Source organism: Streptomyces ardesiacus (assembly GCF_003112575.1).
GTDB lineage: Bacteria > Actinomycetota > Actinomycetes > Streptomycetales > Streptomycetaceae > Streptomyces > Streptomyces ardesiacus.
This window is the reverse complement of record NZ_BEWC01000001.1, coordinates 128,353-146,084: the sequence shown is the minus strand read 5'-3', so window position 1 is coordinate 146,084 and position 17,732 is coordinate 128,353. Positions and strand designations below refer to the sequence as shown.

General features: G+C 74.2%; 16 protein-coding genes. 4 read left to right on the top strand and 12 right to left on the bottom strand.

The genetic code is table 11. The features are described 5' to 3' along the window. Nucleotides 1–49 precede the first annotated feature (49 nt). The 8 genes from Sdi02f_RS36175 to Sdi02f_RS00545 all read right to left on the bottom strand — a co-directional run bounded on the left by Sdi02f_RS36175 (nt 50) and on the right by Sdi02f_RS00545 (nt 11,304). On the bottom strand, nt 50–2,398 hold the full coding sequence (locus Sdi02f_RS36175) for an SWIM zinc finger family protein (protein WP_108932484.1): 2,349 nt from the start codon (nt 2,396–2,398) through the stop codon (nt 50–52). Next, nucleotides 2,395–5,472 (bottom strand): SCO1167/SCO6262 family helicase, encoded by a 3,078-nt coding sequence (locus Sdi02f_RS00575; protein WP_108932483.1) that lies wholly within the window; start codon nt 5,470–5,472, stop codon nt 2,395–2,397. The genes Sdi02f_RS36175 and Sdi02f_RS00575 overlap by 4 nt, the downstream gene beginning before the upstream one ends. Before the next feature lie 145 nt (nt 5,473–5,617). Next, entirely contained in the window at nt 5,618–6,199 is a 582-nt protein-coding gene (locus Sdi02f_RS00570; protein ID WP_030403479.1) for a hypothetical protein, read from the bottom strand. Further along, nucleotides 6,196–7,344 carry an ROK family glucokinase gene (locus Sdi02f_RS00565; protein WP_030403478.1) on the bottom strand — a complete coding sequence of 383 codons (1,149 nt, stop codon included), beginning with the start codon at nt 7,342–7,344 and terminating at the stop codon, nt 6,196–6,198. The genes Sdi02f_RS00570 and Sdi02f_RS00565 overlap by 4 nt, the downstream gene beginning before the upstream one ends. A gap of 91 nt (nt 7,345–7,435) precedes the next feature. Continuing rightward, complete coding sequence (locus Sdi02f_RS00560) at nt 7,436–8,251, bottom strand: ATP-binding cassette domain-containing protein (protein WP_030403477.1); 816 nt, start codon at nt 8,249–8,251, stop codon at nt 7,436–7,438. Beyond that, nucleotides 8,248–9,288: an ABC transporter permease gene (locus tag Sdi02f_RS00555; protein WP_031084406.1), complete on the bottom strand. Its 1,041-nt coding sequence runs from the start codon at nt 9,286–9,288 to the stop codon at nt 8,248–8,250. Before Sdi02f_RS00555 ends, Sdi02f_RS00560 begins: the two co-directional genes overlap by 4 nt. Beyond that, entirely contained in the window at nt 9,285–10,289 is a 1,005-nt protein-coding gene (locus Sdi02f_RS00550; protein ID WP_030403475.1) for a sugar ABC transporter substrate-binding protein, read from the bottom strand. Before Sdi02f_RS00550 ends, Sdi02f_RS00555 begins: the two co-directional genes overlap by 4 nt. Before the next feature lie 277 nt (nt 10,290–10,566). Beyond that, nucleotides 10,567–11,304, bottom strand: a complete 738-nt coding sequence (locus tag Sdi02f_RS00545; RefSeq protein ID WP_107049733.1) for a myo-inositol degradation transcriptional regulator — start codon at nt 11,302–11,304, stop codon at nt 10,567–10,569. Nucleotides 11,305–11,433: 129 nt separating this feature from the next. Here Sdi02f_RS00545 and Sdi02f_RS00540 point away from each other — a divergent pair, with 129 nt between their 5' ends. Next, nucleotides 11,434–12,456 (top strand): Gfo/Idh/MocA family protein, encoded by a 1,023-nt coding sequence (locus Sdi02f_RS00540; RefSeq protein ID WP_031084403.1) that lies wholly within the window; start codon nt 11,434–11,436, stop codon nt 12,454–12,456. Nucleotides 12,457–12,537: 81 nt separating this feature from the next. On the opposite strand, the gene Sdi02f_RS00535 is transcribed toward Sdi02f_RS00540, so the two are convergent. After that, entirely contained in the window at nt 12,538–13,263 is a 726-nt protein-coding gene (locus tag Sdi02f_RS00535; protein WP_030403472.1) for an alpha/beta fold hydrolase, read from the bottom strand. A 181-nt stretch (nt 13,264–13,444) separates the two neighbouring features. On the opposite strand from Sdi02f_RS00535, the gene Sdi02f_RS00530 reads away from it, so the two are divergent. Beyond that, nucleotides 13,445–13,855, top strand: coding sequence for a winged helix-turn-helix transcriptional regulator (locus Sdi02f_RS00530; RefSeq protein ID WP_031084402.1), 411 nt, complete (start codon nt 13,445–13,447; stop codon nt 13,853–13,855). 29 nt (nt 13,856–13,884) lie between these two features. Here Sdi02f_RS00530 and Sdi02f_RS00525 read toward each other — a convergent pair whose 3' ends face one another. Beyond that, complete coding sequence (locus Sdi02f_RS00525) at nt 13,885–14,583, bottom strand: response regulator transcription factor (RefSeq protein WP_031185803.1); 699 nt, start codon at nt 14,581–14,583, stop codon at nt 13,885–13,887. 117 nt (nt 14,584–14,700) lie between these two features. Beyond that, nucleotides 14,701–15,963 (bottom strand): sensor histidine kinase, encoded by a 1,263-nt coding sequence (locus Sdi02f_RS00520; protein WP_037800081.1) that lies wholly within the window; start codon nt 15,961–15,963, stop codon nt 14,701–14,703. 170 nt (nt 15,964–16,133) lie between these two features. Here Sdi02f_RS00520 and Sdi02f_RS00515 point away from each other — a divergent pair, with 170 nt between their 5' ends. After that, complete coding sequence (locus tag Sdi02f_RS00515) at nt 16,134–16,334, top strand: hypothetical protein (RefSeq protein ID WP_031084396.1); 201 nt, start codon at nt 16,134–16,136, stop codon at nt 16,332–16,334. Nucleotides 16,335–16,343: 9 nt separating this feature from the next. On the opposite strand, the gene Sdi02f_RS00510 is transcribed toward Sdi02f_RS00515, so the two are convergent. Beyond that, nucleotides 16,344–16,739 carry a guanyl-specific ribonuclease gene (locus Sdi02f_RS00510; RefSeq protein WP_030403467.1) on the bottom strand — a complete coding sequence of 132 codons (396 nt, stop codon included), beginning with the start codon at nt 16,737–16,739 and terminating at the stop codon, nt 16,344–16,346. A gap of 176 nt (nt 16,740–16,915) precedes the next feature. Here Sdi02f_RS00510 and Sdi02f_RS00505 point away from each other — a divergent pair, with 176 nt between their 5' ends. Further along, a complete protein-coding gene (locus tag Sdi02f_RS00505; protein ID WP_030403466.1) occupies nt 16,916–17,689 on the top strand; it encodes an SDR family oxidoreductase in 774 nt (257 codons plus the stop codon). Nucleotides 17,690–17,732: the final 43 nt, after the last annotated feature.

Sequence of the window (17,732 nt, the reverse complement as noted above, 5' to 3'; positions counted from 1 at the left end):
GGCTATCCATCCGGTCGGCCGAAGACAACGCCTCCTTCGGACCCGGGCGTCAGAGGTCGACGCGGGTGCCCAGCCCGGTCAGGGCGCCGACCGGGTCCAGATCGGGGGTACCGCGCGGCCACCAGTCCTCGCGGCCGGGCTCCGACTCGTACGCGTACCAGAGACCGGTCCGGCCGAGTCTCAGCTGGACATGGCCCCGGGGGTGGGTGAGGCGGTTGCGCCAGGGGCGGAAGGCGGGGAGGTCGGCGGCGAGGAGCAGGGGGCGGGCGCGGTCGAAACGGCCGGCCGGCGGGTCCCAGGGCTCCTCCAGGACGTCGAGGCCCTCCGGCCCGCCCTGCCGCCAGGCGGCGACGGCGCGCGCCAGCTCCGCCGTGTCGCGTCCGGCGGCCGAGGCGAGGGACGCGTAGAGGGCGCGGGTGCCCGCGGTGAGCCCGGAGCCGGGGCGCGCCGCGGCGAGGCGGACGGCGTCCTGCCACAGCGTCAGCCCGCCGACCGGGTCGCGCCCGGTGGTGAGCAGGGCGTGGGCGCGGGCGGCGGCGTCGGTGGCGAGCTGGTCCAGCGCGAAGGAGTCGGGGCCGCCCGGCGCGGTCGGACAGGCCGGTGGCTGTTCCGGGTGCGGGGGCGCGGGCAACGGCGCGGGGAGGGGCGGCAGGACGCGCCGGGCCAGGACCTCCCCGGCCCGCACGCCGGGCAGGGGGGCCGGTCCGCCGTCCTGGGCGGTACGGGCGGCGCGGGCCGCGTTGCGCCGGGACAGGGCGTCGAGCAGCTCGCGCTCGCCCCGGCCGCGCAGCAGGAGCAGTACGAAGGGGTCGGCGTCGAGCAGACGTGCCGTCTGGTAGCAGAGGGCGGCGGCGTGCTTGCAGGGGTGGCCGGAGTCGGGGCAACTGCACTGCGGGGCGAGGTCGCCGGGGCCGGGGAGCAGCGGGACGCCGTGGTCCGCCAAGTCGGCCAGCGAGTGCGGGAGTTCCTTGTCGAGGAGGGCGGCGATGTGTCCGGGCCGTTCGACGGCGGCGTCCAGGAAGCGGTCCCAGTCGGCGTCGCCGAGCGTCCGCAGCCGCACCTGCACGCGGTACGGCCGGGCGCGGCTGCCCTGCACGTAGGCGAGGACCAGCCCGGGCGTCACGGTGATGGCGTCCACGCGCCCCCGCTCGGCGTACCCCCGCCCGCGCTCCAGCCTCGCGGGGTCCAGGGCGCCCTCCTCCAGGGCGGTCACCCACGCGTTCCCCCACCAGGTGCCGGCGAGGCCCTCGTCCGCCACCGCACGGGGCGGAAGCGCGGGAAAGGTCCGCCGCAGCTCGCCGTCGCGGTCCGGGGCCGCCATCGAGCGGGGGGCGCGGGGTCGTGCGGGCGGCGGTGCGGGTGGCGGTGCGGGGTGGGCGGCGGCCCGGTCGCGCACCGCCGACGCCTGCTCCGGGTGCCTCCGCCGTTCCGGCCGCCCGGGATCGGGTGCCGGGTCTTCGGAGCGGGGCGTGCGCCCGGCGGGAGGAGAGGCGGCGGGTGGGGTGCCGGTCCCGGAGTCGGGGCCCACGCCGGACGACGGGGCCGGTTCCGGGGACGCCGACGCCCGTACTCCACGGGGAGCCCGGCCGGCCCGCTCGTCGGCGGGCAGGATCTCCCCGCTCTCCCCGGTCTTGCCGGTCTCCCCGGCCGACGAGATCTGCCCGGCCGGGTCCGCCTCCGAGGGCAGCCGGAAGGCGCCCGCGACGAAGTCCCGTACGGCACGTGCGCGGGCGTCGGCGGTGCCCGCGCCGCCCGCCCGCTGCCGACCGCCTGCCGGACGGGGCGCCCGCCGTGGGTGCGCGGCACCCTTGGCCGAAGCGCCCTTGGCCGACGCGACCTCGGACGCCGCGTCCGCCTTCGCCTTCCGACGCGCCGCTCGCAACGCCTCCCGCGCCACGTCCGCCGGACGGCTGTCGCCCCCTTCCACGGCACCGGAGCGGGACGCTTCGTCGGGGGCGGTCGGGGTGGTCGGGGCGGTCGGGGTGGTCGCGTCGTCGGACCGGTCCCCTTCCTCTGCCCGCCGGGCCGAGTCCCCCGGGTCCGCCGAACCCGGCGGACGTGCCGGACTCGCCGGCTCCGCCCCACCTGCCGGCCCCTCCCGGTGTGACGGTGCGTCACGGGCGCCGGCGGGGTCGTGCGCCCCCGCGTGCCGTGTCCTGCGCAGGGCGGCCCGGGCGGTGTCCCCGGGGCGTGGCCCGGAGGGCTCGGCGGGCCTGCCGTCCGGGGCGCGCTCGTGGCTGTGCGCCGGCGCCGAGGGTGCGGACGGTGCCGCCTCCGCCGGCGCCTCCGACGAGGTCGCCGCCGGTGCCGCCGGCCCGTGCTCCCCGCCCGGTCCCCCCGCGCGCTCACGTGCCTCCCGCAGGGCGCGGCGGGCCTCGTCGGCGGGCCGGGGGCTCATGACGGCCTCCGCAGGGAGACGAGGTCGGACAGTTCACGGGCCGTCAGCTCGGTGAGGGCCGCCTCTCCGGAGCCGAGGACCGCGTCGGCCAGGGCCCGCTTGGACTGGAGCATCTCGGCGATGCGGTCCTCGACCGTGCCCTCGGTGACGAGCCGGTGGACCTGGACCGGCTGGGTCTGGCCGATGCGGTAGGCGCGGTCGGTGGCCTGCTCCTCCACCGCCGGGTTCCACCAGCGGTCGACGTGCACGACGTGTCCCGCGCGGGTGAGGTTCAGGCCGGTGCCCGCGGCCTTCAGGGACAGGACGAGGACCGGGGTCGCCCCGCTCTGGAAGCGGTCCACCATCCGCTCGCGCTCCGGGACCGGCGTACCGCCGTGCAGCAGGTCGACCGGGACCGCGCGGGCGGTGAGGTGGGCGGTGATGAGGCGAGCCATGCCGACGTACTGCGTGAAGACCAGCACCGAGCCGTCCTCCGCGAGCACCGTGTCCAACAGCTCGTCCAGCAGGGCGAGTTTGCCGGAGCGGGCGGTCATCCGGTCGGCCCCGCCCGGCGGGTGCTCCTCCTTCAAGAACAGGGCGGGGTGGTCGCAGATCTGCTTCAGCGAGGTCAGCAGCTTGAGGACGAGACCGCGGCGCCCCATGCCCTCGGCGGCCTCGATGGCGAGCATCGACTCGCGCACCACCGCCTCGTACAGCGCGGCCTGTTCGCGGGTGAGGGGGACGGGGTGGTCCGTCTCGGTCTTCGGCGGCAGCTCGGGGACGATGCCGGGGTCGGACTTCTTCCGGCGCAGCAGGAAGGGGCGGATCAGCCGGGCCAGGCGCTCCACGGCCTGGTCGTCCTCGCCGTTCTCCACCGCGCGCGCGTGCCGGGCGCGGAAGGACTTCAGGGGGCCGAGCAGCCCGGGGGTGGTCCAGTCGAGGAGGGCCCACAGCTCGGAGAGGTTGTTCTCCACGGGTGTGCCGGTCAGCGCCACCCGGGCCGGGGACGGGATCGTGCGCAGGGCCTTCGCCGTCGCCGAGTAGGGGTTCTTCACGTGCTGGGCCTCGTCCGCGACGACCATGCTCCAGGACCGGCCGGCCAGGGCCGCGGCGGCGGACCGCATCGTGCCGTAGGTGGTGAGGACGAAGCCGCCGGTCAGGTCGTCGAGGGTGCGGTCGGGGCCGTGGAAGCGACGGACCGGGACGCCGGGGGCGAACCGCTCGATCTCGCGCTGCCAGTTGCCCAGGAGGGAGGCCGGGCAGACGACCAGCGTCGGTTCGGTGCGGGCCCGCTTCAGGTGCAGGGCGATGACGGTGACGGTCTTGCCGAGGCCCATGTCGTCGGCGAGGCAGCCGCCGAGGCCGAGCGAGGTCATGAGGTCGAGCCAGGCCAGGCCGCGCAGTTGGTAGTCGCGCAGGGTGGCGTGCAGGCCGGGCGGCGCTTCGGCGGGGCGCACACCCGCGGTCAGCCGGTCGCGCAGCGCGGCCAGCGCGCCGACGGGCACCACGTCGACCGTCTCGCCGTCGGCCTCGGCACTGCCGGTGAGGGCGACGGCGAGGGCGTCGACCGGGTCGAGCAGACCGAGATCGCGCTTGCGGGCCCGGCGGACGAGCGCCGGGTCGACCAGCACCCACCGGTCGCGGAGCCGGACGACGGGGCGGTGGGCCTCCGCCAGGGTGTCCATCTCGGCCTCGGTGAGCGGGTCGCCGCCGATCGCGAGCTGCCAGCGGAACTGGAGCAGGTCCTCGCTCTCGAAGAAGCCCGTGCCGTCGGTCGCCGAACCCGGCGCGGTCCTGACCACCGCGGTCGCGGTGAGGTCCTGGGCCAGGTCGCGGGGCCAGTGCACGGCGACGCCCGCGGCGGCGAGCCGGCCGGCGGCCACGCCCAGCAGGTCGGTGACCTCCTCCTCGGACAGGCCGAGCACGTCGGGCACGTCCTGCTCGGTGAGCCGGTCCAGCGGCGGCCAGACCCGCGCCGCGCGCCGCACCGCGAGGGCGGCGTCCACGCGCGCGCGGGGGCCGAAGGAGGCGTCGGCCGTGCCGGACCAGAGGTCCGCGGCGTCGGCGACGAGGGTGGGGTCGGCGAGGCTGTGCACCTGGACGACCGCCGCGCCCGCGTTGCGCACGCCGGTGGGTCCGCCGCCCTCCGTGCCCGCGGCTCCGTCCGCGTCCCGGTCGAACAGGTCGTACGCCGACAGGTCCAGGCGGAGCGAGATCCGCACGCCCGCGTCCATGCCCGCGGCCACCTCCGCGGCCCAGTCGTGGGCGCCGGGCAGGCGCTGGGCCCCGCGGGCGGCGAACGGCCGTCCGCAGGCGTGCGGTGCGGCCGGAGTGCGGGGCAGGGTGTCGGCGACCGCGTCGAGGAAGGCCCGGACCAGTGCTTCCGGCTCCGGCAGCCGGATCGGTCCCGGCCCGTCGAGCGGGACGGCGTGGCCCTCGGGGGGCAGGGCGGCGGCCACGGCCCGCAGGTGCGCGACGTCGTCGGGGCCGAGCGGGCCGGCCCGCCAGGCGTCGTGTCCGGTCGCGGTCAGGCCGGGCAGCAGCCGGCCGCGCGCGGTGAGCCGCAGGGCGTGCAGGGCGGCGGCGCCCCAGCAGGCGGTGGCGGGGTGGGCGGCCGGGTCGTGCCGGGCGCGCACCAGGAGGGGCAGCGCCTCGTCGAGCGGCAGCGACACCGCGGGTGTGGTCCTGCGGCGTACCCCGGCGCCGTGCGGCCGTACGACGGTCAGCTCCTGGACTCCGGACGGCCGGGATCCGTCCCCGGGGCGCGCTGCGGCCGCCTCCTCCGCGCCGTCGTCCGCGGGATCCGCCCCCGCGACGAAGCTGCCCCCGGGGGCCGCCCCGGGCAACGGCGCGGCGTCGGTGTCGTCGGCGGGGACCAGGCCGGTGACGGGTCCGCCCTCGGGGTCCCAGAAGGCGACGCGTCCCTCGCGCGGCAGGGGCGCGGGCAGGAAGACGGCCGCGAGCCGGGCGGGGACGGACGCCACCGCTCCCTCGTGCCGGGACGCCACCCCCTCGTGGCGTGGCGCCACCACCGGCTCCACCCGCTCCCCCGCCCGTCCGGGGGCCGTCGTCTCCGTCACGGCCGTGTCGCCCATACGTCCTGTCACCTCCCGCCCGTCGGCCCGATCAGCTGTCTTCGACTCTACGGGCGGGGTCTGACAATCGGCTCCGGCGGCCTCCCGCCGGGCCCGCCCTCCGGGCGCTCCCGCCGGGTGGACGAGGGGAAGGCGACGACAGGGCCTAGGGAACGGTGTGCGAGACGACGTAGACCATCGGATAGTCGGGGTTGTCCATGTTCACGACGACGTCCTGGGTCGGCGCCGGGTTCTCCTGCTCCTTGACGACACCCCACCAGGAGCCGGAGCCGCCGAATTCCCAGCCGGTGACCCGCTGGGCGCGGTCACTGATCGCGATCTTGTCCTTCTTCAGCGCGTCGCGGTCGACGCCCAGCCCGGCCAGGAAGACGTCGAGGCCCGCGTTCGTGGTCTGGAACTGGACGTAGAGGCGGCTGGTCTTCCAGTTGTTCGTCTCGTAGTACGCGACCTCGTCCGAGGGGACCGGGACGGGCACCTCGTAGATGCGGCGCTGCAGCTTGGAGGGCCAGCCCTCGGTCATGCCGGTCGCCGCGTACTTCGCCTCCTTGTCCCTGCCGCTGTCGCGGCTCTGGCCGGCGGAGATCGCGAGGTAGCCGGCCGGGACGCCGATGAGCAGCACGATGATCAGCAGCGTGAGCGCACGGCGGCGGATCATGTGCCGTCGGTCCTCGCCCGGCGGCCCGGGATCCTCCGGGGACGCCGCCTGCTGGGGCAGGGTCTCCGTCACAGCGACTCCTGGGACGTACGGCGGGCCTCGGCGTACCGCTCGTAGCGCTCGTACCGCTCGACGCGGCGCCGCTTGGCCCGGCGGAACCGGCGGGCGACCAGCCGGGCCAGGTCGGCGGCGCCCACCATGCCGGCCTCGGGGCCGAGCTGGGCGCGGACGATGCGGGCCTCGGGGCGGTAGCCGCGGCCGGTGAGCTGACGCTTGAAGGCGTCGCGCGCGGGGCCGATCAGCAGGTCGTCGGCGGCGCTGACCCCGCCGCCGATCACGAAGCAGGACGGGTCGAGGGCCGCGGCGAGGTTGGCGATGCCGACCCCGAGCCACTGCCCGATGTCCTGGAGCAGCTCGACGCACATGGCGTCGCCGTCGCGGGCCAGCTCGGTGATCATCGGACCGGTGATGTCGCCGATGCTGCCCTTGACGTGCTCGATGATCCCGTAGGCCACCGGCGAGTCGGCGGCGGCCAGCTCGCGGGCCTCCCTGACCAGGGCGTTGCCCGAGCTGTACTGCTCCCAGCAGCCGCGGTTGCCGCAGGGGCAGCGGTGGCCGCCGGGGACGACCTGCATGTGTCCGAACTCGCCGGCGACGCCGTACTTGCCCCGCTTGACCTGGCCCTCCTCCAGGATCGCGCCGCCGATGCCGGTGCCGAGCGTGATCATGACGAGGTGGTCCTCGCCGCGGCCGGCGCCGAAGCGCCACTCGGCCCAGGCGGCGGAATTGGCGTCGTTGTCCACGAGGACGGGGACGGCCAGGCGGCCGGCGAGGCGGTCGCGCAGCGGCTCGTTGCGCCAGGACAGGTGGGGGGCGAACAGGACGCGGTTGCGGTCGGCGTCGACCCAGCCGGCCGCGCCGATGCCCACGGCGTGCACGTCGTGCCGGTCGGAGAGGTCCAGCACCAGCTCGACGATCGTGTCCTCGACGACCTTCGGGCTCTTGGACTTGTCCGGGGTCTCGGTGCGGAGCTTCTCCAGGATGTTGCCGTCGGCGTCGACGACGCCCGCCATGACTTTCGTGCCGCCGATGTCGATGCCGACCGTGGGCACGCGGGGTGCCGAGAGGTGCGAGCGGCGTTCCCTCGTGCCCACGGTGCGCAGGACCGGGGCGCGGCGGGAGCCGATGGGGGCGGTGAAGTCGCGGTAGGTGCTCATCGGGTGCGATTGTGCCGCACGGCTGTGCCGGGCGCCGAATGCGACAGGGGGGCGGGGGCCCGGTCCGCCGGCGGGTGCGGGCGCGTCGTGGTTACTCGCGCCCTTCCCCGCGCGCCTGGGCCCGTTCCAGCTCGTGGCGCAGATCGTCGAGCTCGTTTCCGCCTGCCATCTGCCGTGTCAGCTCGTCGAGGGTGATGTCCTCGCGCTCGTGGTTGCCGACCATCGTGCCCCGCTTCAGCAGCACGAAGCGGTCTCCCACCAGGTACGCGTGGTGCGGGTTGTGAGTGATGAGGACGACACCCAGACCCTGGTCGCGGGCCGCCGCCACGTACTTCAGGACCACTCCCGACTGCTTGACGCCGAGGGCCGCCGTCGGTTCGTCCAGGACGAGCACCTTCGCGCCGAAGTACACCGCGCGGGCGATCGCCACGCACTGGCGCTCGCCGCCGGAGAGGGTGCCGATGGGCTGGTCGACGTCGCGGAGGTCGATGCCCATGCGCAGCAGCTCGGCGTGGGTGGTGCGGCGCATGTGGTCGACGTCCATGCGCTTGAAGGGGCCGACGCCCTTGCGCGGCTCGGAGCCGAGGAAGAAGTTGCGCCAGACCGGCATGAGGGGGACGACGGCCAGGTCCTGGTAGACGGTGGCGATGCCGCGGTCCAGGGCCTCGCGCGGGGAGGACAGGCGGGTCTCCTCGCCGTCCAGCCGCAGCGTGCCGCCGTCGTGCCGGTGCAACCCGGCGACGATCTTGATGAGGGTGGACTTGCCCGCGCCGTTGTCGCCCAGTACGCAGGTGATCTCCCCGGCGTGGACCTCCAGGGACACGCCTTCGAGGGCGCGGACGTTGCCGTAGTTCTTGCTGACGCCGGACAGCTCGACGAGTGCCGTCCGGCTTGCGGTCTGCGTCACTTGGTGGCCTCCGCGCGCTTGCGGACCCAGGCGTTGAGCAGGGTCGCGAGGAGCAGCATCGCTCCGAGGAAGAACTTGAACCAGTCGGGGTTCCACTCGGCGAAGACGATGCCCTTGCTGGTCATGCCGAAGATGAGGGCGCCGACCGCCGAGCCGACGGCGCTGCCGTAGCCGCCGGTGATCAGGCAGCCGCCGATGACGGCCGCGATGATGTAGATCAGCTCGTTGCCCACGCCCTCGCCGGACTGGACGACGTCGTAGGAGAACAGCAGGTGCTGGCCGGAGATCCAGGCGCCGAGACCCACGCCCATGTAGAGGCCGATCCTGGTCCCGGTGACCGGAACGCCCACCGCGCGGGCGGCGTCCTTGTTGCCGCCGACCGCGAAGATCCAGTTGCCCGCGCGGGTGCGCAGCAGGATCCAGCTCGCGACGGCGACCAGCGCGAACCACCACAGGATGGTCACCTTGAAGCCGACGCCGCCGACGGTGACCGTGGAGGCGAAGACGTCGCGGGCGGAGGGGAAGCCCTCCATGTCGGCGATGGACTTGGTGGAGACGGTGCCGTCGATGAGCTTGGTGAAGCCCAGGTTCAGGCCGGTCAGCATGAGGAACGTGCCGAGCGTGATGATGAAGCTGGGGAGCTTGGTCCGGGTGAGCATGAAGCCGTTGAAGGCGCCGATCGCCAGGGTGACCAGCAGCGACACGCCGACGCCGACCCAGACGTTGGCGGTCATCTGGTAGCTGAACATCGACGACACCAGCGCCGAGGAGGTGACCATGACGCCCGCGGACAGGTCGAACTCGCCGCCGATCATCAGCAGGGCCACCGGGACGGCCATGATGCCGATCGTCGAGGCGGCGTAGAGCACGGTGCTCAGGCTGGAGGCGCGCAGGAAGCTGTCGGCGAAGAACGCGAAGAAGACGAAGACGGCGATCGCGCCGACGACGGAGCCCAGCTCGGGGCGGCCGAGGAGCTTGCGCAGCGGAGAGGTCCGCAGGAGCCGTTCGTCGGCCTCCTTCACCTGCGTGGCGTTCATCGCGTGCCCCGCTTCGTGTAGTCGGCCAGGGCCGCGGCATCGTCCTTGGTGATGATCTGCGGCCCGGTGAGCACGGGCCGGCCGCCGCCGAGGACGTCGGCGTTGTACTTGTACAGCCACAGCAGGTCGACGGCCTCGTAGCCCTGGAGGTAGGGCTGCTGGTCGACGGCGAAGCCGAGGGTGCCGTCCTCGAGTCCGGCGGCCACCTTGGCGTTGAGGTCGAAGGTGTCGATCTCGGCCTTGCTGCCGGCGCCCTGCTTGGCCTTGACGGCGGTGTCGGCGTAGGGGGCGCCGAGGGTGACGACGGCGTCGACGGACTTGTCGGTCTGGAGCTTGGCCTCGATGGCGGACTGCACGTCCGGCATGCTGGTGCCGTTGACGTAGAGCCGCTGGACCTTGCCGTCGAAGGTCTTCTCGACGCCGTCGCAGCGCTGCTCGTGGCCGACGTTGCCCTGCTCGTGGAGCACGCAGATCGCCTGCTTGCGGCCCCGCTGGTTCAGCTCGTCGCCCACGGCCTCGCCCGCGATGGTCTCGTCCTGGCCGACGTGGGTGAGGGCGCCGAACTCCTTGGACTCCGCGGAGCCGGAGTTCACCGTGATCACGGGGATGCCCGCCTTGTGCGCGCGGGCGAGGGCGGACTTCATCGCGTCGGGCTTGGCGAGCGTGACGACGATGCCGTCGACCTTCTTGTCGATGGCCGCGTCCACGAGCTGGGCCTGCTGCTGCGCCTCGTCGTCGTGGGAGTAGAGGAAGTTGATGTTGTCCTTGACGGCGGCCTGCTCGGCGCCGCTCTGGACGATGTCCCAGAAGGTGTCGCCGTCGCCCGAGTGGGTGATCATCGCGAAGGTCCAGCGGGGGGTGTCCACCGCCGCCCTGCCCTGGGCCGACGCGGCCTTGCGGGCGTCCTCGGCGCGCTTGCCGCCGGTGCTGCTGCAGCCGGCCAGGGACACCGACAGTGCCCCGGCCAGCGCGATGCCCACCCATGTCCGAAACCGTGCCACGAGGCCGTGCCCTTCTTGCCGTGCTGTGCTGGTCGTGCTGTGCGTGCGCGCCGGGCACGGGGGCCCGGCTGCCGGGTTCTGGAAACCCCAAACGCCCCATTGTCCGACACACAAGCGGAGCGCGTTCCTCCGGGGAGCGTCCGGCGGTCACATTGTCCGGACATGGCGACGAACCCGCACGCGGGCGCCCGCGCCGAGAACGCTGCCCAACGGCGCACGGGCAAGGCTGTTCGGGGGCGCGGGAGCGAGGCGGTTCAGGACGCAGGAGCGAGGCGGTTCAGGAGCGCACGAGCAGCTGGAACTCGAAGGAGTAGCGGGACGGCCGGTAGGTGTGGGTGCCGAACTCGACGGCGCGCCCGGTGTCGTCGAACGTCGTGCGCTCCATGGTGAGCAGCGGCGCGCCCGCGTCCTCGCCGAGCCGTTCCGCCTCGCCGTCGGTGGCGGCGCGGGCGCCGATGGTCTGCCGGGCGCTGTGCAGGGTGATCCCGGCGGCGCGCATCAGCCGGTACAGGCCGGTGGCCTCCAGCTGTCCGGTGTCCAGGTCGAGGAGGCCGGGCGGCAGGTAGTTGCACATGTACGCCATCGGCTCGCCGTGCGTCAGCCGCAGCCGCTCGACGCGGTGCACGTCGCCGCCCTCGGCCGCACCGAGCGCGGCGGCGACCTCGGCGGTCGCGGGAACGACGGTGTTGACCAGGACCTTCGTGGCCGGGCGCTGTCCGGCCGCCTCCAGGTCGTCGAAGAGGCTGCTGAGTTCCAGCGGGCGCCGGACCTTGCTGTGCACGACCTGGGTGCCGACACCCCGGCGCCGCACGAGCAGGCCCTTGTCGACGAGCGACTGGATGGCCTGGCGGACGGTGGGCCGGGACAGGCCGAGCCGCGCGGCCAGCTCGATCTCGTTGCCGAGCAGGCTGCCGGGGGTGAGGGCGCCGTGCTCGATCGACGCCTCGAGCTGCTGCGCCAACTGGAAGTACAGCGGCACGGGGCTGCTGCGATCCACGCTGAGGTCCAGCGACACGGTGGGATCCACTTCTGGTTTCGGCACGGGCCGAGCGTAGCCCCGCGGGCAGGGGACGGGAAGCTGTGCGGTCCGATTGTCCGGACATACGCATTGACAGGCCACGGGCTGTGAGCCCACTTTGATTCCATGCGCATCGGGGTCATCGGTACGGGCCGCATCGGCACCGTTCACGCCAACACGCTCAGCCGCCACCGCGACGTCGGGTCCCTGATCCTCACCGACGCCGACCTCGCGCGGGCCCAGGACCTGGCCCACCGGCTGGGCGAGACGGCGGCACCGGGAGTGGACGAGATCTTCCGGTGGGGCGTGGACGCGGTGGTGATCACCACGGCGACGCCGGCCCACGCCGAGCTGATCGGCCGGGCGGCCCGCTCGGGGCTGCCGGTGTTCTGCGAGAAGCCCATCGCGCTGGACCTGCCCGGCACGTTACAGGCGATCGCCGAGGTGGAGGCCGCCGGCACGGTCCTCCAGATGGGCTTCCAGCGCCGCTTCGACACCGGCTACACGGGCGCCCGTGAGGCGGTGCGGTCCGGGCGGCTCGGCCGCCTGCACACCGTCCGCGCGGTGACGAGCGACCAGGCCCCGCCGCCGGCCGCGTACCTGCCGCAGTCCGGCGGGCTCTACCGGGACACGCTCATCCACGACTTCGACGTGCTGCGCTGGGTGACCGGGCGGGAGGTCGTCGACGTGTACGCCGCCGGGTCCGACGCCGGTCCGCCGATGTTCCGCGCGGCAGACGACGTGGACACCGGCGCCGCGCTGCTCACCCTGGACGACGGCACCCTGGCCACGGTGACGGCGACGCGGCTGAACGGGGCGGGGTACGACGTCCGCATGGAGCTGGCCGGGGAGCTGGACCAGATCGTCGTGGGCCTGGACGACCGTACGCCGATCGCGTCCACCGAGCCGACCGGGCCGCCGGCCGCGGACAAGCCCTGGACCGGCTTCGTGGAGCGTTTCGGCCCCGCCTACGAGGCCGAGCTGAGCACGTTCGTGCAGGTCGTGCGCGGTGAGCGGGCCAACCCGTGCGACGGGCGCGAGGCACTGCAGGCCCTGCGGATCGCCGAGGCCTGCGACCTCTCCCGCCGCGAGCGGCGGCCGGTACGGCTGTCGGAGGTGCCCGGGGCCGCGGCCTCCGTGACGGGATGAGGGACAGGGGCGCGTGGCGGGCCTCCGGCCCCGTCGGCGACGTCACCGACGTCGCCGGCATGCCCCGGACGTCCTCGGTGCTCAGGCCAGCTTGAGCAGCAGTTCGCTCAGTTCGACCGGCATGGTGATCATGCAGTCGTGGCCGGTCGGCAGCTCCCAGACCTGCGCGGCATCGCCGTTCGGCTGCACCGGCGGGACGGGACGGCGGATGATGCCCGCGGGCCCGGCGCCCACGTTGTGGATGTGGGTGCGCGGGATCGCGTTCACCGCCGGATTGTCCAGGCGCACCGGCTGCTGCAGACAACGCACCGGCTGGTCCGAGAGCATCGAGCGCAGCCAGGCGACGTCAGCCGGGTCGGTGACGCCGAACAGGCCGACGGGCGCCGGTTGCTCCGGCAGCGGCGGCACGCGCCAGCCGCTCCCGGACTGCTCGGCGAGTTCGATCAGCCGCCGCGTCACGGGCTGGACGTCGACGGCGGACTCGCCGTCCTCCGGGACCATCGCGTCGAGATAGACGAGGTGTGCGACCCGTTCCGGGATCCGGTTGGCCGCCGAGGAGATCACCAGTCCCGCGTAGCTGTGGCCGACGAGCACGACGTCGTCGAGGTCCTCCTCGGTGATCAGCCCGACCACGTCGTCGACGTGCGTGTCGAGTCCCACCTCGGGCCCCGCGAGGTCCACCTTGTCGCCGTAGCCGGTCAGGGACGGAGCGAGCACCCGGTGGCCGGCTGCTTCCAGCAGCGGCACCACCCGCTCCCAGCTCTGCCCGCTGTGCCAGGCGCCGTGCACCAGAAAGAACGTGGTCATGACTGCATCAGCCTTCCTCTGCCGAGGCAGTGGGGCACGGTCGCGTGCACGCCGCCGGATCGATGCCGGACGGTTACCATCAGTGCCTCGGTACTCTTTTTCGACTGACCACATCCTGGATCATGCGAAAGAGAGGGTGCAATAAGGCACTTTTCGGTGCCTCGGTTCTCTGGAGGTAACCATGGACGCAGGGCTCGGCGGTCTCCCACCGGCAGCCTCTCCCGGCGACGCGTGCCGGACCCGGGTGGTGCTCGACATCGTCGGGGACAAGTGGTCGCTGCTGGTCGTGCGCAACCTCAGGCACGGACCGCGCCGTTTCACCGAACTCAAGCGAGCCGTCGAGGGGATCAGCCAGCGCATGCTCACCGTGACGCTGCGCAGCCTGGAGCGCAACGGAATCGTCACCCGCACCGTCCACGACGTCATGCCGCCGCACGTCAGCTACGAACTCACCGAGATGGGCGTCACCCTGCGCGAAGCCACCGCGCCCCTGCTCGAATGGAGCCTCGCGCACCTCGCCCGGATCGACGACGCCCGCGCCGCCTACGACGCCCGCACGGCCTCGTCACCGGTCTCGTCACCGGTCTCGTAGCGGGCGGCGCGGCGTCCCTGCCGACGGCCTCACCTCGCGGACGGATCGTCGTGCCCGTCGTCCTGGAACGCGTCGAGCAGGCCCGCGTCGTACGTCAGCAGCGCGATCTGCACCCGGTTGTTCAGGCCGAGCTTGGCCAGGACGCGCGAGACGTGGGCCTTGACGGTGGCGACGCTCATGAAGAGGTGGGCGGCGATCTCGGCGTTGGCCAGGCCGCGGCCGACCGCGACGGCGACCTCGCGTTCGCGGTCGTTGAGCGTGTCCACCCGGGCTCGCGCGCGCGTGCGCCGTGTGTCGGGGCCGGCACCGGCCGCCCGCTCCATCAGCCGACGGGTGACGGCGGGCGACAGGACGGGGTCGCCGGCCGCCACCCTGCGCACCGCATCCAGGATCTCCGCGGGCGGGGTGTCCTTCAGGACGAACCCGGCGGCACCGGCGCGCAGCGCCCGCAGTACCTGTTCGTCCGCGTGGAACGTGGTGAGCACGACGACCTGGGGCGCGTCCGCGCGGGCGCGCAGCCGTTCGGTCGCGGTGAGGCCGTCCACCACCGGCATCCGGATGTCCATGAGGACGACGTCCGGGCGGGTGCGGTCGACGAGCGGGCCGACCTCGTCCCCGTCGGCGGCCTCGCCGACGATCTCGACGTCGTCGGCCCCGCCCAGCATGAGGGCCAGCCCCGCCCGCACGAGGGGGTCGTCGTCGACGAGGAGGAGTTTGATCGCAGTCATGGACATAAGTAATCACGGCCGCCGGGCGGCGACTTCACTCCCGTGCCGCCGCCTTGTGGCCCCGCGGCGAGACCCCCGGGGCCACGGTCCGCCGGTCCGCCGCCCGCTTCCTCCGCCTCACTCCGTCCACGGCAGCCTCGCCCGCACCTCGAAGCCCCCTGCGGGGGTGGGCCCGTGCTCCAGGGTGCCGCCCGCGAGCGTGGCCCGCTCGGTCAGTCCGATCAGGCCCTGCCCGGAGCCGGGCACGTGCGGCACCTCGCCGCGCGGCGGGGCGTTGCGCACCGACAGGGCGAGGCCGTCGCCCGGCGCTCCGGCGACCGACACGGTGACCTCGGTGCCGGGGGCGTGCTTGCGCGCGTTGGTCAGTGCCTCCTGGGCGATGCGGTACGCGGTGCGGCCGACGGAGGCGGGGACCGCCGCGGGGTCGGGGACGCGGTCGGCGAGGGTGACCTTCATGCCGGCCGCGCGGGACTCCGCGACCAGTGCGTCGAGGGCCACGAGCGTCGGCTGGGGACGGCCCGCGTCGTCGGAGTCCGCCGCCCGCAGGACGCCGATGATCTGCCGCAGGTCCTGGAGGGCCTCGTGCGCGCTCTCACGGATGACACCGGCTGCCCGCGCGACCTCCTCCCGGGGCGCGTCGGGCCGGAACTCCAGGGCGCCCGCGTGCACGCTGAGCAGCGTCAGCCGATGGGCCAGGACGTCGTGCATCTCGCGGGCGATGGCCTCCCTGGCCAGCCGCTGCGCCTGCTCGCCCCGCAGCCGCGCCTCGGCCTCGGCGTGCCGGGCGCGGTCGCGCAGGCTGAGCAGCAGCTGACGCTTGGAACGGACCAGCAGGCCCCAGCCGACGACGGTGGCGGTGAGCAGCGTGCCGATGGCGATCGACGCCAGGTAGGGCAGGTCCGGTTCCGGGCGCATCCAGTAGTACAGGGGCTGTGTCAGGAGACCGGCCGTCCCCACCCAGGCCAGGTACCGGAGGGGACGGTGCACGGCGAGCGTGAACAGGGAGGCGAGGGCGGCGCCGCCCGCGGTGGCGGAGACGAGGGAGAGCGGCACCATCGCCACGGCCAGCCCGACCGGCCACCGCCGCCGGAGCCAGACGGCCGCACAGGACAGGGCCCCGACCAGTTGGTCGACGACGGCCATGGCCGGTGAGAGGCCCGGTTCCTGCTCCAGCGCGTCGACGGTCAGCAGCCCGACGGCCGCCGCGAGCAGGAAGAGGGCGAAGTCGACGACCCAGTCGCGTGCGGTGCGCCGGGGCCGCCCTCCGGGCCGCCCGGACTGCGGGTACAGGTCCTCGACGAGCGCCGCCGGCAGCACCCAGCGCCGTTTCGCGAGGGCCGGGGGCGCCGTGGCCTGCTGGTCAGTGTTCACGGTCGACAAATCTACGCAGGGCCGGCGGCGGGGACGGCCGGGCCGGGGGGATCGCCGACCAAAGTCGCGGGACCGGCGACTTTCGGCGCGCCGCGCCGCGCGCGACGGGGCCTTCCGTCGGGCGGTACTCGCCCCGCGGCCGATGTGTGTGGGGGGACCGCGGGGCGAGGGTCTTCACCATGAAGAAACTGCTGGAGATCGCGGGCTTCCTCGCCGTACTGCAGGGTGCGATGGGCCTGGTCCACGAGTTCACGGACTGGAATGTGGGCCTGGTGCGGCGGATCGGCTTCCTCGACGGCTACGAGGTGTACGCGAGCCTGGCCCTGCTCGCTCTCGGCGCCGCGCTCTTCGCCGCCGCCGAGAGCCGCCCGCCCGCGTGAACCCGCCCCTCAGCAGCCGTGGTCGACGAGGTCGAACGACGCGTAGTGGTCGGCCGTGTAGTAGTCCTCCTGGTTCGCCTCACCGGTGACGATCCGGCGGGCTCCGCGCGTGTCGGAGCCCGGCGTGATCACCGTGTACTCGTGGTAGTACCCGGAGGACTGGCTGGGCAGGATGCCCTCCCGGTTCTGGAAGACGGTCCCGTCCTGCTCGAAGGGGTAGGGACCGCCCTGCTCGATCAGGTCGAGCGTGTCGTGGGCCTGGGAGGGCAGGTCGCTGTAGCAGATGTCGCCGACCGCCGCGGGGGCGGCGCCGGACGGGGTCGCGGAGACGGTGCCGCCCACGAGGAGGGCGGACAGGACTGCGGCTGCTGCGCCGAGCCGGGCGGCGCGTGGGGGGAATCGCATGTCTCATGATGACGCGCGTAGACAGTGGCATGTCAATGACAAGAATGTGGAGTTTCCCGGGACGTCCCATGGGTTTTCGGCGCCGTCGCGCCGTCGCCGGCGCAGCCCCGGCCGCCGGTCAGGTCGATGTCCGTTGGCCGCCAGCACCGGTACGGCGGCCCGGCTGGGATGGACCCATGAACACGAACACGGATCCCCTCGCACCCTCCACCACCGCTCCCCTGAGCGGCCGCACCGCCCTGGTGACCGGCGGCAGCCGGGGCATCGGCGCGGCGACCGCCCTGCGCCTGGCGCGCGACGGCGCGGACGTCGCCCTCACCTACGTGAACGGCGAGGACGCGGCCGGGGACGTCGTACGCGCGGTGGAAGCGCTGGGGCGCCGGGCGGTCGCCCTGCGGGCCGACTCCGCCGACGCGGACGAGGCGGCGGGCGCGGTCGAGCGGGCCGCGACGGCGCTCGGCGGCGGTCTCGACGTGCTGGTCAACAACGTGGGCCTCGGCCTGCTCGGTCCCCTGGAGAGCCTCTCCCCCGCCGATGTCGACCGGCTGCTGGCCGTGAACGTCCGCGGTGTCTTCCTCGCCTCGCAGGCGGCCGCGGCCCGCATGACCGCGGGCGGGCGGATCATCACCGTCGGCACCTGCATGACGCAGCGGGTGCCGGGGCCCGGCGGGACGCTGTACGCGACGAGCAAGTCGGCGCTGATCGGCATGACCAAGGCGCTGGCCAGGGAGCTGGGCCCGCGCGGCATCACGGCGAACATCGTGCACCCGGGGCCGATCGACACCGACATGAACCCGGCGGACGGCCCCTTCGCGCAGGGGCAGGCGGCCTTGACGGCGCTGGGCCGTTTCGGCACGGCGGACGAGGTCGCCTCGACCGTGGCGTACCTGGCGACCGCCTCCTACGTCACCGGCGCGGAGTTCGCGGTCGACGGCGGCCACGCGGCGTAGCCGCCCCGGCGCCCCGCCCGCGGGCATGCGCGCGGGGCGCACC

Coding starts and splice junctions, on each gene's coding strand:
- Sdi02f_RS36175 (WP_108932484.1), bottom strand. CDS start 2,398: ATGAGCCCCCGGCCCGCCGACGAGGCCCGCCGCGCCCTGCGGGAGGCA.
- Sdi02f_RS00575 (WP_108932483.1), bottom strand. CDS start 5,472: ATGGGCGACACGGCCGTGACGGAGACGACGGCCCCCGGACGGGCGGGG.
- Sdi02f_RS00565 (WP_030403478.1), bottom strand. CDS start 7,344: ATGAGCACCTACCGCGACTTCACCGCCCCCATCGGCTCCCGCCGCGCC.
- Sdi02f_RS00555 (WP_031084406.1), bottom strand. CDS start 9,288: ATGAACGCCACGCAGGTGAAGGAGGCCGACGAACGGCTCCTGCGGACC.
- Sdi02f_RS00540 (WP_031084403.1), top strand. CDS start 11,434: ATGCGCATCGGGGTCATCGGTACGGGCCGCATCGGCACCGTTCACGCC.
- Sdi02f_RS00535 (WP_030403472.1), bottom strand. CDS start 13,263: ATGACCACGTTCTTTCTGGTGCACGGCGCCTGGCACAGCGGGCAGAGC.
- Sdi02f_RS00530 (WP_031084402.1), top strand. CDS start 13,445: ATGGACGCAGGGCTCGGCGGTCTCCCACCGGCAGCCTCTCCCGGCGAC.
- Sdi02f_RS00525 (WP_031185803.1), bottom strand. CDS start 14,583: ATGACTGCGATCAAACTCCTCCTCGTCGACGACGACCCCCTCGTGCGG.
- Sdi02f_RS00515 (WP_031084396.1), top strand. CDS start 16,134: ATGAAGAAACTGCTGGAGATCGCGGGCTTCCTCGCCGTACTGCAGGGT.
- Sdi02f_RS00510 (WP_030403467.1), bottom strand. CDS start 16,739: ATGCGATTCCCCCCACGCGCCGCCCGGCTCGGCGCAGCAGCCGCAGTC.
- Sdi02f_RS00505 (WP_030403466.1), top strand. CDS start 16,916: ATGAACACGAACACGGATCCCCTCGCACCCTCCACCACCGCTCCCCTG.